The sequence below is a fragment of the Sporomusa sp. GT1 genome, from assembly GCF_014634905.1.
Classification (GTDB): Bacteria; Bacillota; Negativicutes; order Sporomusales; family Sporomusaceae; genus Sporomusa; species Sporomusa sphaeroides.
In genome coordinates this window covers 626493-648931 of sequence record NZ_BMBX01000001.1, presented here as the reverse complement: position 1 = coordinate 648931, position 22439 = coordinate 626493, and the positions used below count along the sequence as shown (strand labels likewise).

Here is a 22439-nt window from a genome sequence, read left to right as displayed (position 1 = left end):
ATGCTGTACAGCGTTAGAATGAGGGCAGCCCAAGGCAGTACGCACGAGCAAGGCGGCAAACATATTTCCGGTGCCGAACGGCTGGTAAGCGGGGAACTGCTCACCTCCGTAGCAGCGGCCATGCTTAGGCGTGCGCTGTCTCATAGCCGGGGAACGGCCGATTTTATCAATCTTACTGTCGAGACCGTTCCTGCTGAGGCCGTGAGGGAAGTAACCTGCCTGCCAATTATAACGGTGAATACTCCTGATATGATTGCCGGGCGGGAGTCGGCGCAAGCCATGCTGATCAGGGCCGGAGTTGCGCCTGTGGCCGCGGCGGCAGGCATGAGCGCGCTGGCCGGATTGCCAGTCAGTCTGCGGGGCGCTATGGTAGTCAATGCGCAAACAGGCTTGAGGCTTGACACGCAGGCTGAGCGGGGAGTTCGCGTATCACGGATGGATATTGCCGATGAACAAGACTATTTGCATTGGCTGAACCGTCAGGGGTACGGTAATAACCAGATTCATCTCCGTGAGGCGGTGGTGTTAGCCGCTAAAGTTATGTCGGCACCGGGTATGGTTGCGGAATTATGCTGGTCAGATGACCCGGAATATACGGCCGGTTATGTGGCAACCCCGGCGGCATACACCCGGTTTACCCAGTTAAAACCTCATGGCAGTCCTATTGGCGGCAGGATTTTCTTTATACAGGAAAACACTGATTTGAAACAACTGGTAGATTACCTGCAGTATCAGCCGATACTGGTTAAAGTTCCAGCGGCAGGAGGTGCTGCTGATGCAGTTTCTGAGTGAGTTTCTGGAGCAGGCAAAAGCCTGTGATTTGTATCGGCGGACGGTAACCTGCGACCCTGTTGCTCCCGGTCATGTCCGGATAAACGGACAGACTTACTTACTGCTGTCTTCTAATAATTACCTGGGCCTGACCCATCACCCTGAATTGCAGCAGGCTGCTGTCAAGGCAACACTGACATATGGCACCGGTTCGGGCGGGTCCAGACTTACTACCGGGACGCACCCGCTGTTTGATGAGCTGGAACCGGCATTAGCCAGATTCAAAGGGACGGAAGCAGCCTTGGTATTTAATACCGGCTATATGGCTAATCTTGGTGTCATCAGTGCTTTGGCCGGCCCGGATGACGTTCTTTTTAGTGATGAGTGGAATCACGCCAGCATCATTGACGGTTGCCGTTTATCCCGGGCGCAGACTGTGATATACCGGCATGCAGACATGGCGGATTTGCATGGCCTGCTGCAAGGCACTGTCTGCCGGGGAAAACGGCTGATCGTAACAGACGGTGTGTTCAGCATGGATGGGGATATAGCGCCGCTGCCTGCCATTGCCGACCTGGCTGAAAAGTATCATGCTCTCCTTATAGTTGATGATGCGCATGCTACCGGTGTGCTTGGACCAGGCGGACAGGGAACGGCTGCTCATTTTGGCATAAAGCATAAGGTTCAGGTGCAAATCGGCACACTAAGCAAGGCACTTGGGGCAGAAGGTGGTTTTGTTGCCGGGTCAAAAGAGCTGATTGAGTATATAAAGAATAAAGCGCGCAGCTTTATTTTTTCCACCGCACTGGCGCCGGCAACGATTGCGGCGGCGCTGGCCGCTCTCAGGCAGCTGTCAGCCGGACCGGACATGGTCAACAAGCTGAGTGAAAACGCCAATTATGTAAGAAGTTTGCTGCAGGCTGCCGGTATGCCGGTGCCTGGCGGTGTGACGCCGATCATACCCATTATGGTGGGTGAGGCCGGCGCTGCCGTCCGCCTGGCTGATGAATTATATAAACAGGGAATTATTATTACAGCTATCAGGCCGCCGACTGTGCCTTGCGGCACAAGCAGGCTGCGGTTGACGGTGATTGCAGCACATGAACGGGATGAATTGCGCCAGGCCGTAGAAACAATTACGGCAAGGGCCAGACAGTTTGGAATGGTGGTGGGATAGAAAATGCAAAAAGGTTTGTTTATTACGGCAACCGATACCGGAGTGGGCAAGACTGTTATTAGCGGAGCCATTGCCGCTGCTTTGAAGCGGCGCGGGATAAATGTCGGTGTGGTTAAGCCGGTAGCTTCAGGCGGCAGGGTTAATACCAGTGGCCAACCAGTGTCTGAGGACGCTACCTTCTTAATGGCGGCTGCCGGCATGGCTGAAGAACGGCGGCAGGAGGTCAACCCTGTCTGCCTGGCTGCTGCCTTGACCCCGGCGGTGGCTGCTGCTGAGTGCGGTATGACTATCGATGTGACAAAGTTAATTACCGCTTGCCGGGCTATGTTGCACCAATCGGAGCTAACGGTGGTGGAAGGGGTAGGCGGCATGGCTGCACCTGTCTGGAAAGACTATCTTGTGGCCGATATGATGCTGGAACTTAAGCTGCCTGTCATACTTGTTGTGAAGCCTAATCTGGGTACAATTAACCATACTGTGCTGGCTGCAGAATATGCCCGGCAGCGAAGCATACCGCTGGCCGGCATTATTGCTAATTGCTGGGATGAAGCTGCGGCAACTGTGTTAGAACGCAGCAACTTAGCTTATATAAAGCTTTTGACAGGTTTGCCGGTGTTGGGCAAGTTTCCTTCACTTGCCGGGATTCCATCAGGTCAAGCCTCAATGGTTACCTTAGGCAAGGCAGCGGAACAGCATTTGGCGATAGACCATTTAATCGGTATGATGAAAGGAGCGGTTTGTCCGTGTCCCCAACAGAGCTGAGAGACAAGCAGTATGTTTGGCATCCCTTTACTCAGATGCAGGACTGGGTGTCGAGACCGCAGAAGGTTATTGCCGCTGCGTCAGGCATTAAGCTTATTGACACTGAGGGCAATGAGTATTATGATGGCGTATCGTCTTTATGGGTCAACCTTCATGGTCACCGCAAGGCTGAGATCGACCAAGCCATTATTGATCAGCTTGGTAAAGTGGCGCATTCGACTCTGCTGGGGTTAGCCAACATACCGGCCGCCGAACTGGCCGAACAACTTGTGGCCATAGCCCCTTACGGGCTGAATAAGGTATTCTATTCTGATGACGGCTCGACGGCAGTGGAAGTGGCCCTGAAAATGGCCTTCCAATATTGGCAGCATAAAGGTAAGCCCGGCAAACAGAAGTTTATTGCGCTGGAGCAGGCCTATCATGGAGATACCGTAGGGACAGTCAGCGTTGGCGGCATTGATTTGTTTCACCGGGTGTTCAAACCGTTGTTGTTTACGCCGGTGCATCTTCCGGCCCCGTCTTGCTATCATTGCAAACTGTCCTCCGATCCGGCCACCTGTGGCCTGCAGTGTGCCGTCAGGCTGGAGCAGGTATTGGCTGAGCACCATCAAGAGATTGCCGGCCTGGTTATTGAACCACTGGTGCAGGCGGCAGCAGGCATGATCATGTCACCGCCCGGTTATCTGGCCAAAGTGCGGGATATTTCCCGGAAATATGACATACTCTTTATTGCCGACGAGGTGGCGACGGGTTTTGGCCGGACAGGAAAGATGTTTGCCTGTGAGCATGAAGCGGTAGCCCCTGATATGATGACCCTGTCCAAAGGCATAACCGGCGGCTATATGCCGCTGGCAGCAACGCTGACTACAGACGAAATATATAATGCCTTTTTGGGCGATTATGCTGCTAAAAAGACTTTTTACCATGGACACTCCTATACCGGCAATCCGTTGGCCTGTGCGGCCGCATTGGCTAATTTGCGGATATTCAGCGAGGAAAAGGTAATTGAGGGGCTCAATTGCCGGATAGCCGCCGCAGCAGCCAAGCTCAAAGTCATAGCCAGGCTTGAGCATGTGGGTGATGTTCGCCAGTGTGGTCTTATTGTGGGGATTGAATTGATGCAGGACAGGAGCCGGAAAGTTCCGTACCGGTGGGAGCAGGCTGTTGGCGCCAATGTGTGTGAACAAGCGCGCCGGCGGGGACTGATCATCCGTCCGATTGGTGATGTGGTTATTTTTATGCCGCCGCTTGGCAGTACGGTTAGTGAAATTGAAACTATGCTGGACATTATCGAATACGCCATTAGGAAGACTACAGAAACAGGCAGAATGGAATGCAGCAGTATGCAACCGACTGATTTATAAATGGAGACTTGATTCAGGTGGGGGTTTAACCCCATCTGAATCTTAGTCATCGGATAATAACTTAGCTGCACCTGCAATCTAAAAGTGTATTAACGCTGCTTGGAAAATATGCATTTTTTGTATCCGACCACAAGGCTGGTTCATAGCATATAACAGATGGCCTGACAGTTAGCTGTAGCTAACTTATATTTTTTGGCCCATCTGTTAGCTTTGGTTAAGTTGAGGAGGTTGGTAAAATGAGCAGTGAACAGGCATCAACAATTGCACTTTCCGATTTGGCAGTAGGGGCATCCGGTTATGTGGCCAGTGTTGAACTTGGCGGATTATTAAGAAGGCGGATATTTGATTTAGGAATGGTTCCAGGCACAACGGTCCGGTGTGTGCGGAAAAGTCCTGCCGGCAATCCGATAGCGTTTGCTGTCAGGGGAAGTACTATCGCTTTGCGCACCGAAGATGCGCAGCTTATCCGGGCGCATCTTCGCAATGATACTCATGAAATGGAGGGCTGACAAAGTGGCGCAAGTAATAGTACCGGCCCGCAAAGTATTGCGGGAGCAGTTCGGGATTCAAGCCAATCCCGGGCAGTTTATTGTTGCTCTTGCAGGTAATCCCAATGTTGGCAAAAGCACGGTTTTCAATGCCCTGACAGGCTTGCGGCAGCACACCGGCAATTGGCCGGGTAAAACGGTGGATAATGCGCAAGGGACATTTAGCTATAATAACCGGTCCTTCTTACTGGTCGATTTGCCAGGCACTTATTCCATCATGGCACATACGGCAGAAGAACAGATTGCGCGGGACTTCATCTGCTTTGGGCGTCCTGATGTGACTCTGGTGGTAGTGGACGCGACCTGTCTGGAGCGAAACTTGAATCTGGCGCTGCAGATCATGGAAATAACTTCTCAGGTTGTCGTATGTGTTAATCTCATGGATGAAGCCAGAAAAAAGCAAATCCAGGTAAATATAAACCTGCTGGAAAAAGAACTTGGCGTGCTGGTGGTAGCAACAGCAGCACGCCAAAATGAAGGTCTTAATCACTTGCTAGCTACTTTGTATCGTATAGCCACAGGTGAGTGTAAGACTCATCACAAACAATTGCAGTATTCGCCTGAGGTGGAAGCAGCAATCGCGCAGCTTTTACCCAATATTGAGCGTCATATAGATAAACGGCTTAATGCCCGCTGGGTAGCGCTTAGACTGTTAGACGGAGACAGGGCTTTTATTGAAAGTATTGCCTTGCACTTGCAGTTGAGCGGCAATCCTGTTGTCAGGGAGGCCATACAATGAAGGATAATGTTAAGCCGCTGAATACGTTTGCCGGTTTATGCGCGGAGGCTGAGGCTATTCGCCTTCGCTATGGCAACCAGTTAAGTGACAAAATAGTTGCCGATGTATATGCCAATGCTGAGAGCATTGCCCGCAAAGTCGTTACATCACCGGCAACCGATAAATCCTGCTGGGATAACAAGGCTGATGACATATTGACATCGCGTATATTTGGCTATCCAATTATGCTGATACTGCTAAGCCTGGTATTTTGGATTACCATCGAGGGGGCTAACGTTCCCTCGGCAATGCTTGCCACAGCGCTTTTTAGCTTCCAGGACCAGTTGACTGTCTGGTTTCAAGCTGCAGGTGCGCCTGAGTGGCTGCATGGTATTCTGGTGCTTGGCCTCTACCGGGCACTGGCCTGGGTGATTGCGGTAATGCTGCCGCCAATGGCTATCTTTTTCCCGTTATTTACTCTATTGGAGGATTTGGGCTATCTTCCCCGGGTGGCCTTTAACCTCGATAATTTGTTTAAAAAGTGCAAGGCCTGCGGCAAGCAGATTCTTACTATGTGCATGGGTTTTGGCTGTAACGCCGCCGGCATAGTTTCCTGCAGGATTATTGATTCGCCCCGGGAACGGCTTATTGCCATTCTGACCAACAACTTTGTACCCTGCAACGGCCGGTTTCCCACCCTGATTGCCATTGCCACCATTTTTGTTGGCGGGGCGTTAACGCCACAATATGAAACAGCTGTTGTCACTGTCTTTATGGCCGGTCTGGTTATGCTGGGAATTGCCATTACTTTTGTCACGTCCTGGCTTTTGTCCCATACAATTCTAAAAGGGGAAGCCTCCTCAATGGTACTGGAACTTCCGCCTTACCGCAAACCGAATATTGGTGCAGTCATTTACCGGTCCATGATTGATCGTACTTTCTTCGTGCTCAGACGGGCGGTCCTGATGGCGGCTCCGGCCGGTGCAATCACCTGGCTCTTTGCCAATTTATACATAGGTGAGCTCAGTATCCTGCAGCACCTGGCCGGAGGACTGCAGCCTGTCGCCTATGCAATCGGGCTTGATGGCTATATTTTGCTGGCGTTTATCTTAGGGTTGCCTGCCAACGAGATTGTTGTTCCGATTTTGCTGATGAGCTATTTGTCTATAGGCCATATGATTGAGCTTGATGAGTTGTCTCAATTGCGGCAAGTCCTCATCAGCCACGGCTGGACCTGGCTGACGGCTCTAAATACCATGTTGTTCTGTTTGCTGCATTGGCCCTGTACGACGGCTTTGCTCTCGGCATATAAAGAATCAGGCAGCGCCAAATGGACGTTCCTGACATTTTTACTGCCGACCATAGTTGGCTTTGCCGTATGCTTTATTGTTGCCCAGTCGGCTCGGGCGTTAGGCTTGGTATAGCCGGAGGATGTCAGACTGCCGTCTACAAATCAGTCGGCTGACGCTCTTCGAGAAAGGTGTATAACTGCTGATACGTATCGGGATTTTTTCGCATAAATACTACGAAGGACTGAATGGCTTCAATAGTTGAATTGGATAAGTAATGCTCAATGGCTTCGGCTTCGGCGGCAATGTTGCAGTTAGTGCGAAGCATTACTAAAAACTCCTGCAGAATCTGGTTGCGGCGGACAAGGAATTTGCCGGTTTCGATGCCTTTGGCAGTCAGGCAGATATGACCGTATTTTTGGTAGGTGATATAACCAAGAAGATTGAGTTTGCGCATGGCTTTGGAAACAGAAGGCATAGACACATTAAGTTTGTGGCTGATATCAGTAACCCGGACAACGCCGAGATTGGCATGAAACCGATAGATTTCTTCCAAATAATCTTCCAGGCTTGGTGAAAGCATAGATATTCCTCCTGAAACCTTGCCGGGTTAATAGCATGAAATTAATAAATAATAATGCTTATCAATAAAATTGTGTTGGCAGCTTAGTATATGTTATGATGAATTATAAAATTTTGAACTGAAAAAATAAAAAAATGCACAAAAAAACTCCCTTTTCTTATGAAGAGGGAGTTTTTTTAGGCACTTTATCTACATATCCAGATATTCTTCCCCGGTTATTTTAACAATGGCCTGGGCGGCAGTGGCGTCGGCTATCAGCTGGATTAATTGATCTTCTTCCCCTTTGCGGACCAGGGTGACAATACTGACCGTCTCGGCGAAATCTTTGCATTGGATAGGAAATTTGTTAAGCCGCAACTGATTTTCTACTGTGCCCAGCAGATGGTAGTCAAGCTGGATGGCTAGCTTGGTATGCAGCTGCTTTTCAACAATTACGGCAGCCTCCAGGCTGGCGGAAGCTGCTTTGGCATAGGCACGGATCAGTCCGCCGGCTCCTAGTTTGATACCGCCAAAATAGCGGGTTACGACAATGACGGTGTTTTTTACCGCCGATTTGTTGATGACTTCCAATATTGGTTTACCGGCCGTGCCGCTAGGTTCGCCGTCATCATCGGCTTTTTGATATTGCCCATGCTGGCCGATTACATAGGCGGAGCAATTATGGTTAGCCTCTTTGTGACGCTTTTTAATGTCGTTAATGAACGTCATAGCGGCCTCTTCTGTCACGGCAGGGCAGGCAGAGGCAATAAACAGGGATTTATTGATTTCAAGCTGGGCTTCACCCACTTGTTTTATTGTGCGGTAGGCAGGCAGCATAAGAAGACCTCCGGTTTTTTGCCCTAACAGAAAGTATAACTTTCTTAAGAGCAGGATAAGGGCAACATCGGCTTCCGCCATCGCCAAAGGCTCGGCGCAAGCCGCGTTTTCTTTATCTATAGGGTGTGGTATGGGTTGCCAGTATTCGGGCAAAATCGTCCGGCAGGGGTGCTGTGACGGTAATCGGTTCTTTTGTTGACAGCTGCTCAAAGCTTACCGATACGGCATGCAAGGCTTGCCTGGATATAAGCGGAGAGCGGCTGCCGTACATGCGGTCGCCGATGATGGGGTAGCCAAGATGAGCTAAATGAACCCGTATCTGGTGGGTTCGGCCGGTATCCAGTACCAGTTCGAGTAGTGAAGTGGCAGCAAAGGTGCGGACAGTTTGGTAATGGGTAACAGCCTCCTCGCCTTTGGTGCTGATGGCCCGCCGGTTTGGTGAGTTTGGATGCGGGCCGATAGGGGCGGCAATTGTTCCCGACGGCGGCTGAGGCACACCTTGGACTAGAGCCCAATAGGTACGCTTGAGGGTCCTTGCCTTTAATTGCTCTTCCAATAAAAACTGGCTGCGGGAATCTTTCGCGAAAATTATGCAGCCCGATGTTTCCCGGTCTAACCTGTGAACTGCGCGAACGATACTCAGGATGCCGCGCTCACGGAGGTGATAAGCCAGATGGTTGGCCAGAGTACCACCGGTTGTTTGTCCGGTGGGATGAACCAGCTGGTAAGGAGGTTTATTCAAAACCAGTACCTGCTCATCCTCATAAAGAATATCGATGTCTCCCGGTTCAGGCTCAACCCCATAGGATGTATCTTCAAGCAGTAAAACGCGTAAAGTGTCGTTTGCCTTAAGCTGACGCTGAAGAAAAGCAGGCTTGCCGTTTAAGAATATTCCTTTTTGGCGTGTCAGCTTCTGGATTTGCCGTCCGGAACAGTGCAGTACCTGCTTAAGATAGTCTTCTACCGTGAGGCTGGTATGCTCTGGTGAGATTTTATGGTTTTGGAATGATTTCATTAATAAATAGCCTTCTTTCAAAAAAGGTATGTACAATTCTACTATAAAATAAAATCCTGCAGTTGGCAAATGCCTTCCCCAGATTCCAGGACTAGTGCTGCATCTGGTGATATACTTCATGTTATTCTGAGTGCAGCACTAGCGCTGTTGTGTTATGATAGGAATAATTAATTAGGAAGGAAAGCCAATTATGACATTAGCAACCCAGTTATTGGACTGGTATTACGAAAACGCCAGGGATTTGCCTTGGCGTCAGGATAAAGATGCATATAAAATTTGGGTTTCGGAGATTATGCTGCAGCAAACACGGGTAGAAGCTGTAAAGGGTTATTATCAGCGATGGATTGACCGGTTTCCCACACCCGCGGTTTTGGCAGAGGCCTCTGAACAGGAAGTATTGCAGTATTGGCAGGGGCTGGGATATTACAGTCGGGCCCGCAATTTGCTGGCCGGGGTACGGGAGGTATGTGCAGCCTATGGGGGGGAAGTACCGGAAGACGAGCAGTTGATCAGGCAGCTTCCTGGGGTGGGAGACTATACTGCCGGTGCTATCGCGAGCATTGCCTATAATCGGCGGGTGCCGGCTGTTGACGGCAATGTCTTGAGAATTTTCAGCCGGCTGTTTTGCCTGGAGAGTGATATCAGCAAGCAGGCGACCAAACGGGAGATTGCCGGCTTGCTGCATCGGCATATGCCTGACAGCAGTCCGGGAGATTTTAACCAGGCGCTGATGGATTTGGGATCCATGATCTGTATTCCCCGACGTCCCCGCTGCCAGGTTTGTCCGCTAAGCAATTTGTGTGAAGGCTATGCACGGGAGGTTCAGGATATGTTACCAGTGCGGCCAGCCAAGAAAGAGCCTGTGTTGGTGCAGTTAGCTGCCGGTCTGGTATTGCAGGACGGAAAATATCTGGTGCGGCAGCGCCCGGCCAAAGGTCTGTTGGCCGGGATGTGGGAATTTCCCACTGTGGAACTTACTGGTGGGCAGGCAGCAGACCGGTGTCTAACAGCAGTACTGTGGCATGAGTTTGGTCAGGAAGTCGATGTAAGGGAACAGCAGTTTCATTATATCCATATATTTAGTCACCGGAAATGGGATATTTCCTTTTTTTCATGTCAATGGCTGTCAGGCAATGGGGTGATGAAGGAAGGCCAATGGCGGAGTCTTACTGAATTTAGCAATATGCCCTGGGCCGGTCCCCATCATAAGGTTGCCCTGGCATTGGCTGAAAGCTAGTGCTGCATCCGGTGATATTGCCGGATGCAGCACTAGAGGCTGTGGCATAAAGAAAACACGGCTTATGCCGAGCTCCAGCGAAGGCGAAAGCCGATGTTGCCCTTATCCAGGCGAAAGTTATACTTTCTATCAGGATAAAAAAGCGTACTCCTAGCTGCGATGGCTGCGAGTACGCTTTTTTTACTCTTTTTTAGTTGCTTCCTGAGCTCGGGTTACCGGCTCTTTTTTAGTCTTTCCACTTTGCTTAGGGCCGCGGCCAGGTTTTTTATCCCCCACACCCGTCACCTCCAACTGTGTTTAGCTAATAGTATACCCATGAAAAGAGCGGCATATACCTGCATAATATCAGAAACGGGCCGTTGCAAAACGCAGTTTAAAATTTTTTCAGTAAATTTTGTGTTTTGTAAAAAAAAATAAAAGGTTTTTTGCAATTGATTCCGAACTAATATTACAAAACAAATTACTGGTCAGACCACTGTACCAGCATACCGTTAAAAAAACTTTATAAGGGAGTGAAAATTCAAAAAAATAAAAATTAATTATAACATATATAAATTATGAATTCAAGAAATATTGGCAATATTTTTGCGCTAAAAAACGAAAAAAAATGCTATTTCCACACAATTTTTTCATCTATAAGCAGGAGTCTAGGGTTTTTACAAGAATGTATACAATATAATTTCACAATTATTTCTTGTTAACACAATTTTTCTAGCTAGCAATGGCTAAACCAAATTGATGAAAAGGAAGGGATACCTATGGCAAAAATGAAAACTATGGATGGCAACGCCGCAGCAGCACATGTAGCCTATGCATTTACGGAAGTTGCGGCAATTTATCCCATCACCCCGTCGTCTAATATGGCAGAAAACGTTGATATCTGGGCAGCAGAAGGTCGCAAAAATATCTTCGGGCAAACAGTGAGAGTTGTTGAAATGCAGTCCGAAGCTGGCGCTGCCGGTGCTGTGCATGGCTCTCTGCAAGCAGGTGCTCTTACCTCTACGTTTACGGCATCCCAGGGCTTATTATTAATGATTCCTAATATGTACAAGATTGCCGGCGAATTGCTGCCAGGCGTATTGCATGTAAGTGCCCGTGCCGTTGCTGCTTCCGCTCTTAATATCTTTGGTGATCATCAGGATGTCATGGCAGCCCGCCAAACTGGTTTTGCCCTGCTTGCTGAGAGCAGTGTGCAGCAGGTAATGGACTTGGCAGCCGTTGCCCATCTGTCAGCTATCGAAGGCCGTGTTCCGTTCCTAAACTTCTTTGACGGTTTTAGAAATTCCCATGAGATTCAAAAAATCGAAACATGGGATTATGATGTTTTAGCCAAAATGGTTAACCAGGAGGCTCTGGCAGACTTCCGGAAACGGGCTCTGAATCCTAACCATCCGGTTACCAGAGGAACTGCGCAAAATCCTGATATCTACTTCCAGGGTCGCGAGGTTTCCAATGAGTATTATGAAGCTTTGCCGGAAATTGTTGAAAAATACATGGAAAAAGTTAAAGAAGTTACCGGTAGGGAATATCACCTGTTTAACTACTACGGTGCGCCTGACGCTGATCGCATGATTGTAGCTATGGGCTCTGCTTGCGAAACTATTGAAGAAACCATTGACTATCTGAATGCTAATGGTGAAAAAGTAGGTCTTTTAACTGTTCACCTCTATCGTCCTTTCTCCATTAAGCATTTCATGAAATACATTCCTAAAACAGTTACCAAGATTGCTGTTCTTGACCGTACCAAAGAACCAGGCTGTGCTGGCGAACCACTTTATCTTGATGTTAAAAATGCATTTTACCGCAAAGATTGGCAGCCGGTTATTGTTGGCGGCCGCTATGGCTTGGGCTCAAAAGATGTTGTGCCTGCCCAAATCCTTTCCGTTTATGAAAACCTCAAAGCCGATGAGCCGAAAGATGGCTTCACCATCGGTATTGTTGATGATGTTACCCATACTTCCCTGCCGCTTGGCGCAGATATCGACACCACACCTGAAGGCACCCGCGCCTGTAAGTTCTGGGGTCTGGGTTCTGACGGCACAGTCGGCGCCAACAAAATGGCGATCAAAATCATTGGCGACAAAACCGACATGTTTGCTCAGGGTTATTTTGCCTATGACTCCAAAAAATCAGGCGGTATAACTGTTTCTCACCTGCGTTTTGGTAAAAAACAGATTAAATCCCCGTATCTGATTAATAAAGCTGACTTTATCGCCTGTCACAACCAATCCTATGTTACCAAATATGACGTTCTGGCCGGATTAAAACAGGGTGGTACCTTCCTGCTCAACTGCATTTGGGATGAAAAAGAGCTGGACGAGCATTTACCGGCTAGCATTAAACAATATATTGCCAATAAAAATATTAATTTCTACACCATCAACGCAGTAGGCATTGCCAGAGAAATTGGTCTCGGCGGCCGTATCAACATGATCATGCAATCGGCATTCTTTAAATTAGCCAACATTATTCCTATTGAAGATGCAGTAAAATATCTTAAAGATGCGGTTGTTGATGAGTATGGCTTAAAAGGCGAAAAGATTGTTAACATGAACTTTGCCGCCATCGACAAAGGCATCAATGCTATGGTGAAAATTACTGTTCCGGAAAGCTGGAAGAATGCAACCGACACAGTTGTAGAAACCAAAGAAGTGCCTGAGTTCATCAAGAAGGTTGTTATTCCGATGAACCGCAACGAAGGTGACAGTCTGCCGCTGAGTGTGCTCAAGGAAATGGGTATTACTGACGGCACTTTCCCAATGGGAACTGCTGCTTATGAGAAACGCGGTATTGCGGTAGACGTTCCTGAATGGGATGTTGAAAAATGTATCCAATGTAACCAATGCTCTTTCGTTTGTCCGCACGCTTGTATCAGACCGGTGCTGGCCAACGAAGAGGAAGTCAAAAATGCTCCTGCCGGCTTTGTTACCAAGAAAGCTAATGGTGCCGCTGATCTCCAGTTCCGGATTGCTGTATCGCCGCTGGATTGCACAGGCTGTGGCAACTGCGTTCAAGTGTGCCCGGCTAAAGAAAAAGCTATTACCATGCAGCCGCTGGAAAGCCAAATGGCTCAGGCTGATTTGTGGGATTATGCGTTGTCGCTGTCCAAAAAGCCTAACCCGGTTAGCAAAGAGACTGTCCGCGGCAGCCAGTTCGAAACTCCGTACCTTGAATTCTCCGGCGCCTGCGCAGGTTGTCTGGAAACTGCTTATGCCAAGCTTGTAACTCAACTGTTCGGTGACAGAATGATGATTGCCAATGCAACCGGTTGTTCTTCCATCTGGGGCGCATCGGCACCTGCTACTCCGTACTGCACTGATAAATGCGGCCATGGTCCGGCTTGGGCCAACTCCCTGTTTGAAGATAATGCCGAATTCGGTTATGGCATGCAAGTTGCCGTGAAACAAATTCGCGCACGCCTGGCAGACAAAGTAGCTGAAGCGCTGACTACCGCAACCGGTGATGTGAAGGTAGCTCTTGAAGAATGGTTGGCCAAAAAAGATATCGGTGCCGGTTCACGTGAACGGGCTGACAAGCTGAGCGCTGCTCTGGACGCTGTAAAAGGCACCAACGCACTGCTTGACGAAATAAACAGCTATAAAGATTTCTTTGTTAAACGTTCCCAGTGGATCTTTGGTGGCGACGGCTGGGCATATGATATCGGTTACGGCGGCCTTGACCATGTTCTGGCTTCCGGTGAAGATGTCAATGTGTTCGTATTTGATACTGAAGTGTACTCCAATACTGGCGGTCAATCCTCGAAAGCCACTCCGACTGCCGCTATTGCTCAGTTTGCTGCCAGCGGCAAGCAAACCAAGAAAAAAGATCTTGGCATGATGGCTATGAGCTATGGCTATGTTTATGTAGCCCAAGTCTGCATGGGCTCTGACAAGAACCAAACTCTTAAAGCTATTGCCGAAGCAGAGGCTTATCCGGGACCGTCCCTCATCATCGCTTACTCGCCATGCATCAACCATGGCTTGAAAGTAGGCATGGGCAACAGCCAGCTTGAATGCAAACGTGCTGTTGAAGCCGGATACTGGTCAATGTATCGTTACAATCCTGCGCTTAAAGAGCAAGGCAAAAATCCGTTCAGCCTTGACTCCAAAGAGCCGACTGCTGACTTCAAAGAATTCCTCATGGGTGAAGTACGTTACTCCTCACTTAAGAAGCTGTTCCCTGAACAAGCCGATGAATTATTTGACAAAACAGCCAAAGATGCCGTCGAAAGACGGGATATGTACAAACGGTTAGTCAAACTTCATGGTGAAATTGTAGCTGAAACAGCTGCTAAGGAATAAGTATCAGCTAGTTAACCCCGATAAGAGTAGAAAAGCGCTATTTGCCGGTATAAGGCAAATAGCGCTTTCTCAATTTGGTACTGTGTGGCTTATCTCTCTAATACTTTATATCGGCTCTGACCAGATGAGAGGTAGCTGGGGCAGCAAGAATCAAGCTGGTTATTTCCGGTGCAGCTTGCGTGGTAAGTAGCAGTACATCTCCCGCGGATATTTTGCAGGCAGGATTATCGCCAACGGTGATATTGGCGTCACCCAGCACACAATAAAAGGCTGAGGTTATTTTTGAAAACTGATCAGGGTCAGCTTTTACAATATCTAACGAAATCGTAGTGTCAGGTATGGTTTGGATGGCTGTTAATTGTCCGACAGAGCCTGCAGCAAGCATCAAATTAAAATCGCGAACCTTGCCAAAACTAGTGGTAGTCCAGGCTCCGCTGAAGCTGTCTTGCTCAAATGGTCCTAATTTTACACTATGATGGCCTTCGTGTTCAAGTTTCATTTCGCCTTCCAGCACCATGATCAGCCGCCAAAATTCAGGCAGGGATGTAAAGATCGATTTTTCCGAATCCACACTGGCTGAGCTAAGCCGCCAGATAAAGTTTCGTTCACTATAGGCTGCGTATTTAGGATAAATGGCAATTTGCGTTGTTGTACCACCCGACCAGTCGCTGGTGGTTTGATCCATTTTACGTATTATTTCAACAGAATAAGGCATAAAGTTCCTCCTTTATGAGCTGGGTTAACTTGATTATATCATATTAACCATATATTGCAGAGCCTTTATATTTACCCCGACAGCGTGTGTTATGCCGGCGGCCGGTTTTTTGCAACGGCTTTATTTGCAGGCGAACATTTTAACAAATAAAATAAGCTGTCAAAAAAAAAATTGCATGGTAAACTAAAATATAGGTTAGATAAAGTCGGTATGGGGGTGATAAAATGAAAACCTTAAAAGAAATGACTAGGCATTTTCAGCTATTCTACAGGGGTGGAATGCTTGTTTTGCCGGTGATACTGCTATTTAATATAGTTAGCTTTTCCGTATGTTTTGCCGAGAAAGGTAAAGTTTACATAATAGGAGGAGATGATAATTTTCCGCCATACGAATACCTTTCAGTAAATGATGAAATTAAAACATACCGGGGATTCAATGTTGATATTATGAGGGCCATTGCTTTGCAGACCGGTATAGAAATTGAATTTAGACCGATGACTTGGGCGGATGCGCTCCAAGCCCTGGATAATGGGGAAATAGATGCCATTGAAGGAATGAAATACGATAGTGAGCGTGCCGATAAATACGAATTTTCCGATGAGTATATTACAAGTGCTCAGGTTGTTTTTGTTCCCAGCGGTATGTATATTTCAGAACTGGATGAATTACGGGGTCATAAGGTAGCGGTTCAGAATGGAGATATTGCCTATCAAAAGTTAAAAAGCCATTCTTCTTTTACTATTGTAGCTGTACCTAATCAAGAAGCCGCTTTCAAACTATTGCTCGCTGGTGAGGTAACGGCAGTAATTGGCAATAAACTGACAGGACAGTATATTTTACAGCGAAATAATCAGGTTGATAGCGTAAAGATGATTGGCCCGGATATTGATCCTCATAATTACGGGGTTGCTGTAAAAAAAGGAAATTATGAATTAAATCAGATAATTAATCAAGGAATTCGTGAGATAAAGAGAAATGGAACATATGATCGAATCTATAAGAAATGGTTTGGCGAGATAGTTGATCATCCGCCTTCTTATTATAAAGATCGTCTTACTTTGGTTATGATTTTGGCGGTTGTACTGTTTTTAGGATTGATTGCGGCGGGTCATATCAGCTTTGCATTAAGAAATGAGGTGGCAAAACGGACGCGAGAAATTGCCGGAATTAATAAAACGCTTGTAGAGAAAAATGAGTATATAAAACGGGAGAATATTTACAAGGAAAAAATTCTTAACAGCGGCTATAGCGGGATAATTACGCTTAATCCTAAAGGGAATATTCAGTTTATTAATGATTATGCCGTTGAATATATGGGGCTTGGTCATGTTATCGGAGTACATTATTCGACTACTCCGGTAGTTGAATTTTTTCCGGCGGAAGACATTCAGTCGTTTTTTCAGGAAAAAGACAATATTGTCCGTGGAGAAAAAAATATTAAAGGTTATAGTATTAAATATACTGTCTGTTTATTAGTGCAAGAAGAATTCGTGGAAGGGATTGTAATCAGCTTTCAGGACATTACGCTTGAAAACAACATGCAGCGGCAACTTGTTCGCAAGGATAAGATGGAGGCATTGGGGATTTTAGTGGCTGGCATTGCTCACGAAATAAGAACACCGCTGACTTCAATTAAAATGTTTACCGAGCTGTTGCCTGTTAAATATGATAATCCTTCTTTCCGTCAGCAGATTAGCCGTTTTGTTCCACAGGAAGTGGACAGGATTAACGGGATGGTAAATAGTTTATTAGAGTATGCAAAGCCGCGTAAGCCAAGACCGGAAATGTTTTGCCTGAAACAGCTTATTGAAAATATATTAATTTTATTTACCGGTCATATTGAAAAATATGGCATATCCATTACGCATACCATTGATGAAGCAGTAATGATCTTCGCAGACAAACAACAATTTCAACAAATTCTGATAAATATTTTGCTTAACGCTATCGAAGCTATGGAAGAACAGGACCGGAAAAGTATTGATATTTCAGGTACATCAAACGCTGCCACCGTAACCATGCTTATTGAGGATAATGGCCCGGGAATGAGTGAAGAAATTGTCAATAAAATATTTGACCCGTTTTTTACCACCAAGGCTCAGGGAACAGGACTTGGGCTGGCTATCAGTTATAAGTTGGTCCGAGAAAACAATGGCCGCATATGGTCAGACAGTGAACCGGGTATTGGAACAAAGCTGTATATTGAATTTCCAAGTAGTCCTATAGGGAGTGAAACCGATGTATAAACTACTGATTATAGATGACGAGGAACCTATTTGTTCTTCTTTGGCCTTTGCACTTGACAGTGAATATGAAGTATATTCTGCACTAAATGAAGAGGCAGCGTTTGAATTATTCGCGGCGCAGGAATTTGACCTGGTTCTTTTGGACTTGCGTTTGGGAAAGACCGACGGACTTGAGGTATTGACCAAAATAAAAGAAATCAGGCCAACTGCCATGGTAATTATTATGACGGCATATGGCAGTATCCAATCATCAGTTACCGCTATGAAGAAAGGAGCTTTTTATTACATTACTAAGCCTATCAACATGGAAGAATTAAGGGTTCTTCTTAATAATGCAACGAATTACATCAAATTGAGCAGCAGAGTGGAACATTATGCCGGCAAGATTTTTCGCGAATATGAACAGACCGGGATAATCGGGAGATCCAAGGCAGTACATAATGTATTTAATTTGATTGAAAAAGTGCGCGATATGGTAACTAATGTAATGATTACCGGGGAGACCGGTACCGGCAAAGAATTAGTGGCTAGGGCGATACATTTTACGGGGATTAGAAAAAATGAACCCTTTGAGGTCATTAATTGTGCGGCAATACCGCCTAACTTGCTGGAAAGCGAACTATTTGGCCATGAACGGGGCGCTTTTACAGGCGCACTGCAAAGAAAACGAGGAATCTTTGAATTGGCGGACAAAGGGACTTTATTTCTTGACGAGATTTGTGAAATGGATATAAATTTGCAATCAAAGCTTCTCAGGGCAGTACAGCAAAAGGAAATTATTCCTGTAGGCTCAACAATTTGTAAGCAAGTAGATGTTCGTATAATTTGTGCGACGAACAGGAATTTTGCCAAAGAAATTGCCGCAGGCAGGTTTCGAGAAGATCTTTTTTACCGGCTCAATGTTATCAATATTCATTTGACTCCGTTGCGGGAGCGCTCTGAGGATATCCCGCTATTGGTAGACTATTTCATTGCAAAATACAATCGAAAAATGGGGAAGGCAATCGCAGGTATCAGTCAGCAGGCGATGGAGGTATTGTGCAGGTATTCGTTTAAAGGTAATGTACGGGAACTGGAAAACATTGTTGAAAGAATGCTTGTACTTAGTGACGGAGAGTATCTTGAGATTCAGGATTTGCCTACAGAGGTATGTTTGGGACAGAGTGTAAAACTTAGTAATTCGCAGGTGCTGATTCCGGTATATGTAGGGGAAAGTATGGATGTTATTGAGCAAAAGGTGATTTTACATACGCTGAAATCTTTAAAAGGTAATCGTCGGGAAACCGCTAAAATGCTGGATATTAGCGAACGGAGCTTAAGGTACAAGCTTAAAGAATATAGTGTGGAACCGGAAAAAAATGCCGAACCTGCAAAAAATGCCGCACTGAATACATGAAAAAAATAGCGAAACTGCAATTTTTGCCGTATTTTATAGCTGTAATTGTTGAAAAAGAGTGAATACTCCTTGATTTTGTCGGCGCATGTCTGTTGGCACGATATTTGCTATTATATAAAGTGCGCGCAAAATAAACGGAGGTGACGGAACATGGGATTTGAGTATGCTGGTAAGCTCTTAACAATGAAGCTTGATTTAGTTTCGACAACAGCCCTAGCTGCAGTTTTACTAATGCTTGGCTATGGTATCCGGAGGAGGATAAACTTTTTTGAAAAGTTTTGTATACCGGCTCCGGTAATTGGAGGATTTGCTTTTGCAATTCTTGCCCTTATTTTTAGAGAAACAGGCACACTTGGTTTTAAAATGGATACCACCTTACAATCCCCTTTCATGGTAGCATTTTTTACAACAGTTGGTTTGGGCGGTAGCTTTGGGCTTCTGCGCAAAGGCGGGGCAGCTCTCATTATTTATTTGGTAACATGCTGGTTTATTGCCGTATTTCAAAATGCCTTCGGCTCTTCCCTGGCGTATATGATGGGTCTTCACCCGGTACTGGGAGTAATGGCTGGTGCGGTGTCGCTGGAGGGTGGCCACGGTGCGGCGGCCGCGTTTGGCCCTACTGCTGAGCAGCTTGGGGTAAAAGGTGCAACAGCGGTTGCCATTGCGTCTGCAACGTACGGTTTAATTGCAGGTAGTTTGCTGGGAGGGCCTACCGCAAAATGGCTGATTGACAGATACAAAGTATCGGTTACAACCAGCACGGAAAAATATGAAAGCTTCCAAGACGCTGTGGGTGCCAGTAATGAAGAAGATAAAGTCACCAGCCGGAATATTTTGAGCATGCTTGCCTTAGTCTTGGTTGTAATGGCTTTGGGCAGTTGGATTTCCGGTAAAATTAAAGATGTAACCGGATTTGTGCTTCCCGGCTATGTGGGGGCTATGTTTGTAGCCGTTCTTTTCCGAAATCTTAACGATGCCTTCGGCTGGGTAAAACTTCGCCTGTCATCCATTGACATTATTGCCGATGTATCTATAGGGATATTCTTAACTATGGCAATGATGGGGCTTAAAATTTGGGAATTATATGATTTGGCAATACCGTTGGTTGTAATCCTGGTGCTGCAAACAATTGCGCTCTTGGCAGTTGCTATCTTTGTGCTGTTCCGCCTGCTGGGTAAAGATTATGACGCTGCTGTCATGTGTGCGGGCCTTATGGGGCATGGCTTGGGGGCAACTCCTAACGCGGTGGCTAATATGGGGGCGGTATGCGAACGGTATGGAGTAATGTCACACAAGGCTTTTCTGGTTATCCCGCTGTGCGGCGCGGTACTGATTGACCTTGTCGGAATACCTAATATTGTATGGTTTATTAACTATTTGGCGAAATAATAGCAAGATGCGAAAATGGAACTTACAGAAGGAGGACTTGTAGTGGCTAAACTTGTTGAATGTGTGCCAAATTTTAGTGAAGGACGGCGACCGGAGGTTATTGCGGCTATTACCGGGGAGGTAACGAAAGTGGCAGGGGTGACACTCTTAAATGTTAACTCCGATGCCAGCCACAACCGTACGGTAGTCACTTTTGTGGGCGAACCTCAGGCAGCCAAATTGGCAGCTTTTAATGCTTGCACCAAAGCGGCTGAGCTGATTGATATGGAGCAGCATCAGGGCGAGCATCCGCGCATCGGCGCTACCGATGTCATTCCGTTTATCCCTGTCAGTGGTATTACTATGGAAGAGTGTGTGGAGCTTGCCAATGAACTGGGCCGGGAAATTGCCGAAAAGCTTGGCATTCCTGTGTACTTGTACGAAGCGGCTGCCAAAATCCCGGCCAGGGTTAAACTGCCTGATGTGCGCAAAGGCGAGTATGAAGGGCTAAAGACTGCTATCAGCACTCCGGAACGCACTCCGGACTTTGGTCCGGCCCGGATGCATCCGACTGCCGGTGCAACGGTAGTCGGGGCGCGTCAGTTCCTGATTGCTTATAACATCAACCTCAGCACTTCTGATGTCGCTATTGCCAAAAAAATTGCCAATAGCATTCGCGAGGTCAAAGGCGGCTATAAATATTGCCGGGCCATGGGGGTAATGATTGAAGAACGGAATATGGCGCAGGTTACCATTAATATGGTAGACTATACCGGTACACCGCTGCACCGGGTATTTGAAACCGTCAAATCAGAGGCGGCGCGGTATGGTGTTTCGATTATTGGCAGTGAGATTGTCGGCATGGTTCCTTTGCAAGCGCTTGTTGACACGGCAGATTTTTATTTACGGTTGGAAGGCTTTGACCGCAAGCAGGTACTGGAAGAAAACCTTAGATAAAAGGGGTCGTGCAAGATGTTGATACAAATGAAACTTACTGATTTCCTCGAAGAACTGGGTTCAAACTCACCGGCGCCGGGTGGTGGCAGCATTGCAGCCTTGGCCGGGTCTCTTGCCGGGTCCCTGACAGCCATGGTTTGCCGGCTGACAGTGGGCAACAGCAAATATGCAGAAGTGCAGGGCGAGGTAGCAGCCATTCTTGCCGAAGCCGACAGTTTAAGGAGCATACTTGCCCGTTATGTTGATGCCGATACCGAGGCGTTCAATGAAGTCATGGCGGCTTATAAGCTCCCCAAAGCCACGGAAGAGGAAAAGGCGGCGCGAACTGCTGCTATTCAACACGCCATGCAGCAGGCGGCTAATCTGCCGCTGGCTGTTGCCGAGTGTTGTCTGAAGGTGCTTGCTCTGGCAGGGCGGGTACTCGCCATTGGCAATGCCAATGCTGCCAGCGACGCAGCGGTGGCAGGTCTGATGGCTCATGCCGGCTTGCATGGCGCGCTGTTTAATGTGAAAATTAATTTAGGAAGTATTAAAGACGGCGCCTTTGTCACTGTCACCGAAGCAAAGATTAAAGAATTTGTTGAACAGGACAGTAAGCTGCATACTGAACTGCTGACAGTTGCAGGCAGGGTTATCGGCTAGTGAATGTTTGCCTCCGGCTATTGCCGGAGGCTTTTTTGTCCTAACAGAAAGTATAACTTTCTTAAAAGCAGGATAAGGGCAACATCGGTTTGCGCTGTTGCCAAAGGCTCGGCACAAGCCGTGTTTTCTTTATGATAACGGCAGGACAATACGTTTGTACGTCGAAGTGTATAGAAATGTAGTTATACTAAAGTTTATGTAAACAAAGTGTTACCTGGACAAAACGTATGGCTTTTTGAATAGAACAAAGATGTGTGGGGGTGAGTATGATGCCTAAAATCCATGTATTTGGCGAAAAGTGCAAAAGCTGTGGTCTTTGTATTGAAGTATGTCCGAAGAAGGTGCTGGCTGTTGGCGATAAGGCTAACTCTAAGGGCTATTACACGATAATTGCCGCCGAGGAAGATAAATGTGTGAGCTGCGCCTTATGCGCTCTGATGTGCCCGGATATTGCACTGGAAGTGTACAAAGAGTCCTAGTACCTCATACCACTTATTAATCTCAAATGTTAAGTGGCGCAAGGTACTAGAAAGG

19 protein-coding genes are annotated in these 22439 nt (G+C 47.0%); 15 read left to right on the top strand and 4 right to left on the bottom strand.

The window, feature by feature from the left end:
- The 7 genes from GT1_RS03270 (at nucleotide 1) to GT1_RS03240 (ending at nucleotide 6764) form a co-directional block, all read left to right on the top strand.
- Nucleotides 1-792: a 6-carboxyhexanoate--CoA ligase gene (locus GT1_RS03270; RefSeq protein WP_188397349.1), complete on the top strand. Its 792-nt coding sequence runs from the start codon at nucleotides 1-3 to the stop codon at nucleotides 790-792.
- On the top strand, nucleotides 776-1948 hold the full coding sequence (gene bioF, locus GT1_RS03265) for an 8-amino-7-oxononanoate synthase (RefSeq protein WP_188397347.1): 1173 nt from the start codon (nucleotides 776-778) through the stop codon (nucleotides 1946-1948). Before GT1_RS03270 ends, bioF begins: the two co-directional genes overlap by 17 nt.
- Nucleotides 1949-1951: 3 nt before the next feature.
- A complete protein-coding gene (gene bioD / locus GT1_RS03260; RefSeq protein ID WP_188397345.1) occupies nucleotides 1952-2710 on the top strand; it encodes a dethiobiotin synthase in 759 nt (252 codons plus the stop codon).
- Nucleotides 2692-4074, top strand: a complete 1383-nt coding sequence (gene bioA / locus GT1_RS03255; protein WP_188397343.1) for an adenosylmethionine--8-amino-7-oxononanoate transaminase — start codon at nucleotides 2692-2694, stop codon at nucleotides 4072-4074. The genes bioD and bioA overlap by 19 nt, the downstream gene beginning before the upstream one ends.
- Nucleotides 4075-4310: 236 nt before the next feature.
- Nucleotides 4311-4583: a FeoA family protein gene (locus tag GT1_RS03250; RefSeq protein WP_188397341.1), complete on the top strand. Its 273-nt coding sequence runs from the start codon at nucleotides 4311-4313 to the stop codon at nucleotides 4581-4583.
- 4 nt (nucleotides 4584-4587) lie between these two features.
- Nucleotides 4588-5361: a FeoB small GTPase domain-containing protein gene (locus tag GT1_RS03245; protein ID WP_223226022.1), complete on the top strand. Its 774-nt coding sequence runs from the start codon at nucleotides 4588-4590 to the stop codon at nucleotides 5359-5361.
- The gene (locus GT1_RS03240) at nucleotides 5358-6764 is read left to right on the top strand and encodes a ferrous iron transporter B (protein ID WP_188397332.1); all 1407 of its coding nucleotides are present in this window, start codon (nucleotides 5358-5360) and stop codon (nucleotides 6762-6764) included. Before GT1_RS03245 ends, GT1_RS03240 begins: the two co-directional genes overlap by 4 nt.
- A 22-nt stretch (nucleotides 6765-6786) precedes the next feature.
- Here GT1_RS03240 and GT1_RS03235 read toward each other — a convergent pair whose 3' ends face one another.
- The 3 genes from GT1_RS03235 to GT1_RS03225 all read right to left on the bottom strand — a co-directional run bounded on the left by GT1_RS03235 (nucleotide 6787) and on the right by GT1_RS03225 (nucleotide 9043).
- Nucleotides 6787-7212: a metal-dependent transcriptional regulator gene (locus tag GT1_RS03235; protein WP_075754327.1), complete on the bottom strand. Its 426-nt coding sequence runs from the start codon at nucleotides 7210-7212 to the stop codon at nucleotides 6787-6789.
- A gap of 189 nt (nucleotides 7213-7401) precedes the next feature.
- Nucleotides 7402-8109 carry a YigZ family protein gene (locus GT1_RS03230; protein WP_223226033.1) on the bottom strand — a complete coding sequence of 236 codons (708 nt, stop codon included), beginning with the start codon at nucleotides 8107-8109 and terminating at the stop codon, nucleotides 7402-7404.
- Between the two features lie 31 nt (nucleotides 8110-8140).
- Nucleotides 8141-9043, bottom strand: a complete 903-nt coding sequence (locus GT1_RS03225) for an RluA family pseudouridine synthase (protein WP_188397330.1) — start codon at nucleotides 9041-9043, stop codon at nucleotides 8141-8143.
- Between the two features lie 190 nt (nucleotides 9044-9233).
- Between GT1_RS03225 and mutY the strand changes: the two genes are divergently transcribed.
- Entirely contained in the window at nucleotides 9234-10280 is a 1047-nt protein-coding gene (mutY, locus tag GT1_RS03220) for an A/G-specific adenine glycosylase (RefSeq protein ID WP_188397328.1), read from the top strand.
- Between the two features lie 758 nt (nucleotides 10281-11038).
- Nucleotides 11039-14581, top strand: a complete 3543-nt coding sequence (nifJ, locus tag GT1_RS03215; protein WP_075754333.1) for a pyruvate:ferredoxin (flavodoxin) oxidoreductase — start codon at nucleotides 11039-11041, stop codon at nucleotides 14579-14581.
- 97 nt (nucleotides 14582-14678) lie between these two features.
- On the opposite strand, the gene GT1_RS03210 is transcribed toward nifJ, so the two are convergent.
- Entirely contained in the window at nucleotides 14679-15296 is a 618-nt protein-coding gene (locus GT1_RS03210) for a HutD family protein (protein ID WP_188397326.1), read from the bottom strand.
- A 224-nt stretch (nucleotides 15297-15520) separates the two neighbouring features.
- Here GT1_RS03210 and GT1_RS03205 point away from each other — a divergent pair, with 224 nt between their 5' ends.
- The 6 genes from GT1_RS03205 to GT1_RS03180 all read left to right on the top strand — a co-directional run bounded on the left by GT1_RS03205 (nucleotide 15521) and on the right by GT1_RS03180 (nucleotide 22384).
- Nucleotides 15521-17542, top strand: coding sequence for a transporter substrate-binding domain-containing protein (locus tag GT1_RS03205; RefSeq protein ID WP_188397324.1), 2022 nt, complete (start codon nucleotides 15521-15523; stop codon nucleotides 17540-17542).
- Nucleotides 17535-18938 (top strand): sigma-54 dependent transcriptional regulator, encoded by a 1404-nt coding sequence (locus GT1_RS03200; RefSeq protein ID WP_188397322.1) that lies wholly within the window; start codon nucleotides 17535-17537, stop codon nucleotides 18936-18938. The genes GT1_RS03205 and GT1_RS03200 overlap by 8 nt, the downstream gene beginning before the upstream one ends.
- Nucleotides 18939-19088: 150 nt before the next feature.
- Complete coding sequence (gene gltS, locus GT1_RS03195) at nucleotides 19089-20327, top strand: sodium/glutamate symporter (RefSeq protein WP_188397320.1); 1239 nt, start codon at nucleotides 19089-19091, stop codon at nucleotides 20325-20327.
- Nucleotides 20328-20369: 42 nt separating this feature from the next.
- On the top strand, nucleotides 20370-21263 hold the full coding sequence (gene ftcD / locus GT1_RS03190; protein ID WP_188397318.1) for a glutamate formimidoyltransferase: 894 nt from the start codon (nucleotides 20370-20372) through the stop codon (nucleotides 21261-21263).
- Between the two features lie 15 nt (nucleotides 21264-21278).
- Nucleotides 21279-21905: a cyclodeaminase/cyclohydrolase family protein gene (locus tag GT1_RS03185; RefSeq protein ID WP_188397316.1), complete on the top strand. Its 627-nt coding sequence runs from the start codon at nucleotides 21279-21281 to the stop codon at nucleotides 21903-21905.
- 266 nt (nucleotides 21906-22171) lie between these two features.
- Entirely contained in the window at nucleotides 22172-22384 is a 213-nt protein-coding gene (locus GT1_RS03180; protein WP_223226021.1) for a ferredoxin family protein, read from the top strand.
- Nucleotides 22385-22439: the final 55 nt, after the last annotated feature.

Excerpts from the sequence above, each read along its gene's own strand:
- GT1_RS03270 (WP_188397349.1), top strand. The coding sequence starts at position 1 with ATGCTGTACAGCGTTAGAATGAGGGCAGCCCAAGGCAGTACGCACGAG.
- bioF (WP_188397347.1), top strand. The coding sequence starts at position 776 with ATGCAGTTTCTGAGTGAGTTTCTGGAGCAGGCAAAAGCCTGTGATTTG.
- bioD (WP_188397345.1), top strand. The coding sequence starts at position 1,952 with ATGCAAAAAGGTTTGTTTATTACGGCAACCGATACCGGAGTGGGCAAG.
- GT1_RS03250 (WP_188397341.1), top strand. The coding sequence starts at position 4,311 with ATGAGCAGTGAACAGGCATCAACAATTGCACTTTCCGATTTGGCAGTA.
- GT1_RS03240 (WP_188397332.1), top strand. The coding sequence starts at position 5,358 with ATGAAGGATAATGTTAAGCCGCTGAATACGTTTGCCGGTTTATGCGCG.
- GT1_RS03235 (WP_075754327.1), bottom strand. The coding sequence starts at position 7,212 with ATGCTTTCACCAAGCCTGGAAGATTATTTGGAAGAAATCTATCGGTTT.
- GT1_RS03230 (WP_223226033.1), bottom strand. The coding sequence starts at position 8,109 with ATGGCGGAAGCCGATGTTGCCCTTATCCTGCTCTTAAGAAAGTTATAC.
- GT1_RS03225 (WP_188397330.1), bottom strand. The coding sequence starts at position 9,043 with ATGAAATCATTCCAAAACCATAAAATCTCACCAGAGCATACCAGCCTC.
- mutY (WP_188397328.1), top strand. The coding sequence starts at position 9,234 with ATGACATTAGCAACCCAGTTATTGGACTGGTATTACGAAAACGCCAGG.
- nifJ (WP_075754333.1), top strand. The coding sequence starts at position 11,039 with ATGGCAAAAATGAAAACTATGGATGGCAACGCCGCAGCAGCACATGTA.
- GT1_RS03210 (WP_188397326.1), bottom strand. The coding sequence starts at position 15,296 with ATGCCTTATTCTGTTGAAATAATACGTAAAATGGATCAAACCACCAGC.
- GT1_RS03205 (WP_188397324.1), top strand. The coding sequence starts at position 15,521 with ATGAAAACCTTAAAAGAAATGACTAGGCATTTTCAGCTATTCTACAGG.
- GT1_RS03200 (WP_188397322.1), top strand. The coding sequence starts at position 17,535 with ATGTATAAACTACTGATTATAGATGACGAGGAACCTATTTGTTCTTCT.
- gltS (WP_188397320.1), top strand. The coding sequence starts at position 19,089 with ATGGGATTTGAGTATGCTGGTAAGCTCTTAACAATGAAGCTTGATTTA.
- GT1_RS03185 (WP_188397316.1), top strand. The coding sequence starts at position 21,279 with ATGTTGATACAAATGAAACTTACTGATTTCCTCGAAGAACTGGGTTCA.
- GT1_RS03180 (WP_223226021.1), top strand. The coding sequence starts at position 22,172 with ATGATGCCTAAAATCCATGTATTTGGCGAAAAGTGCAAAAGCTGTGGT.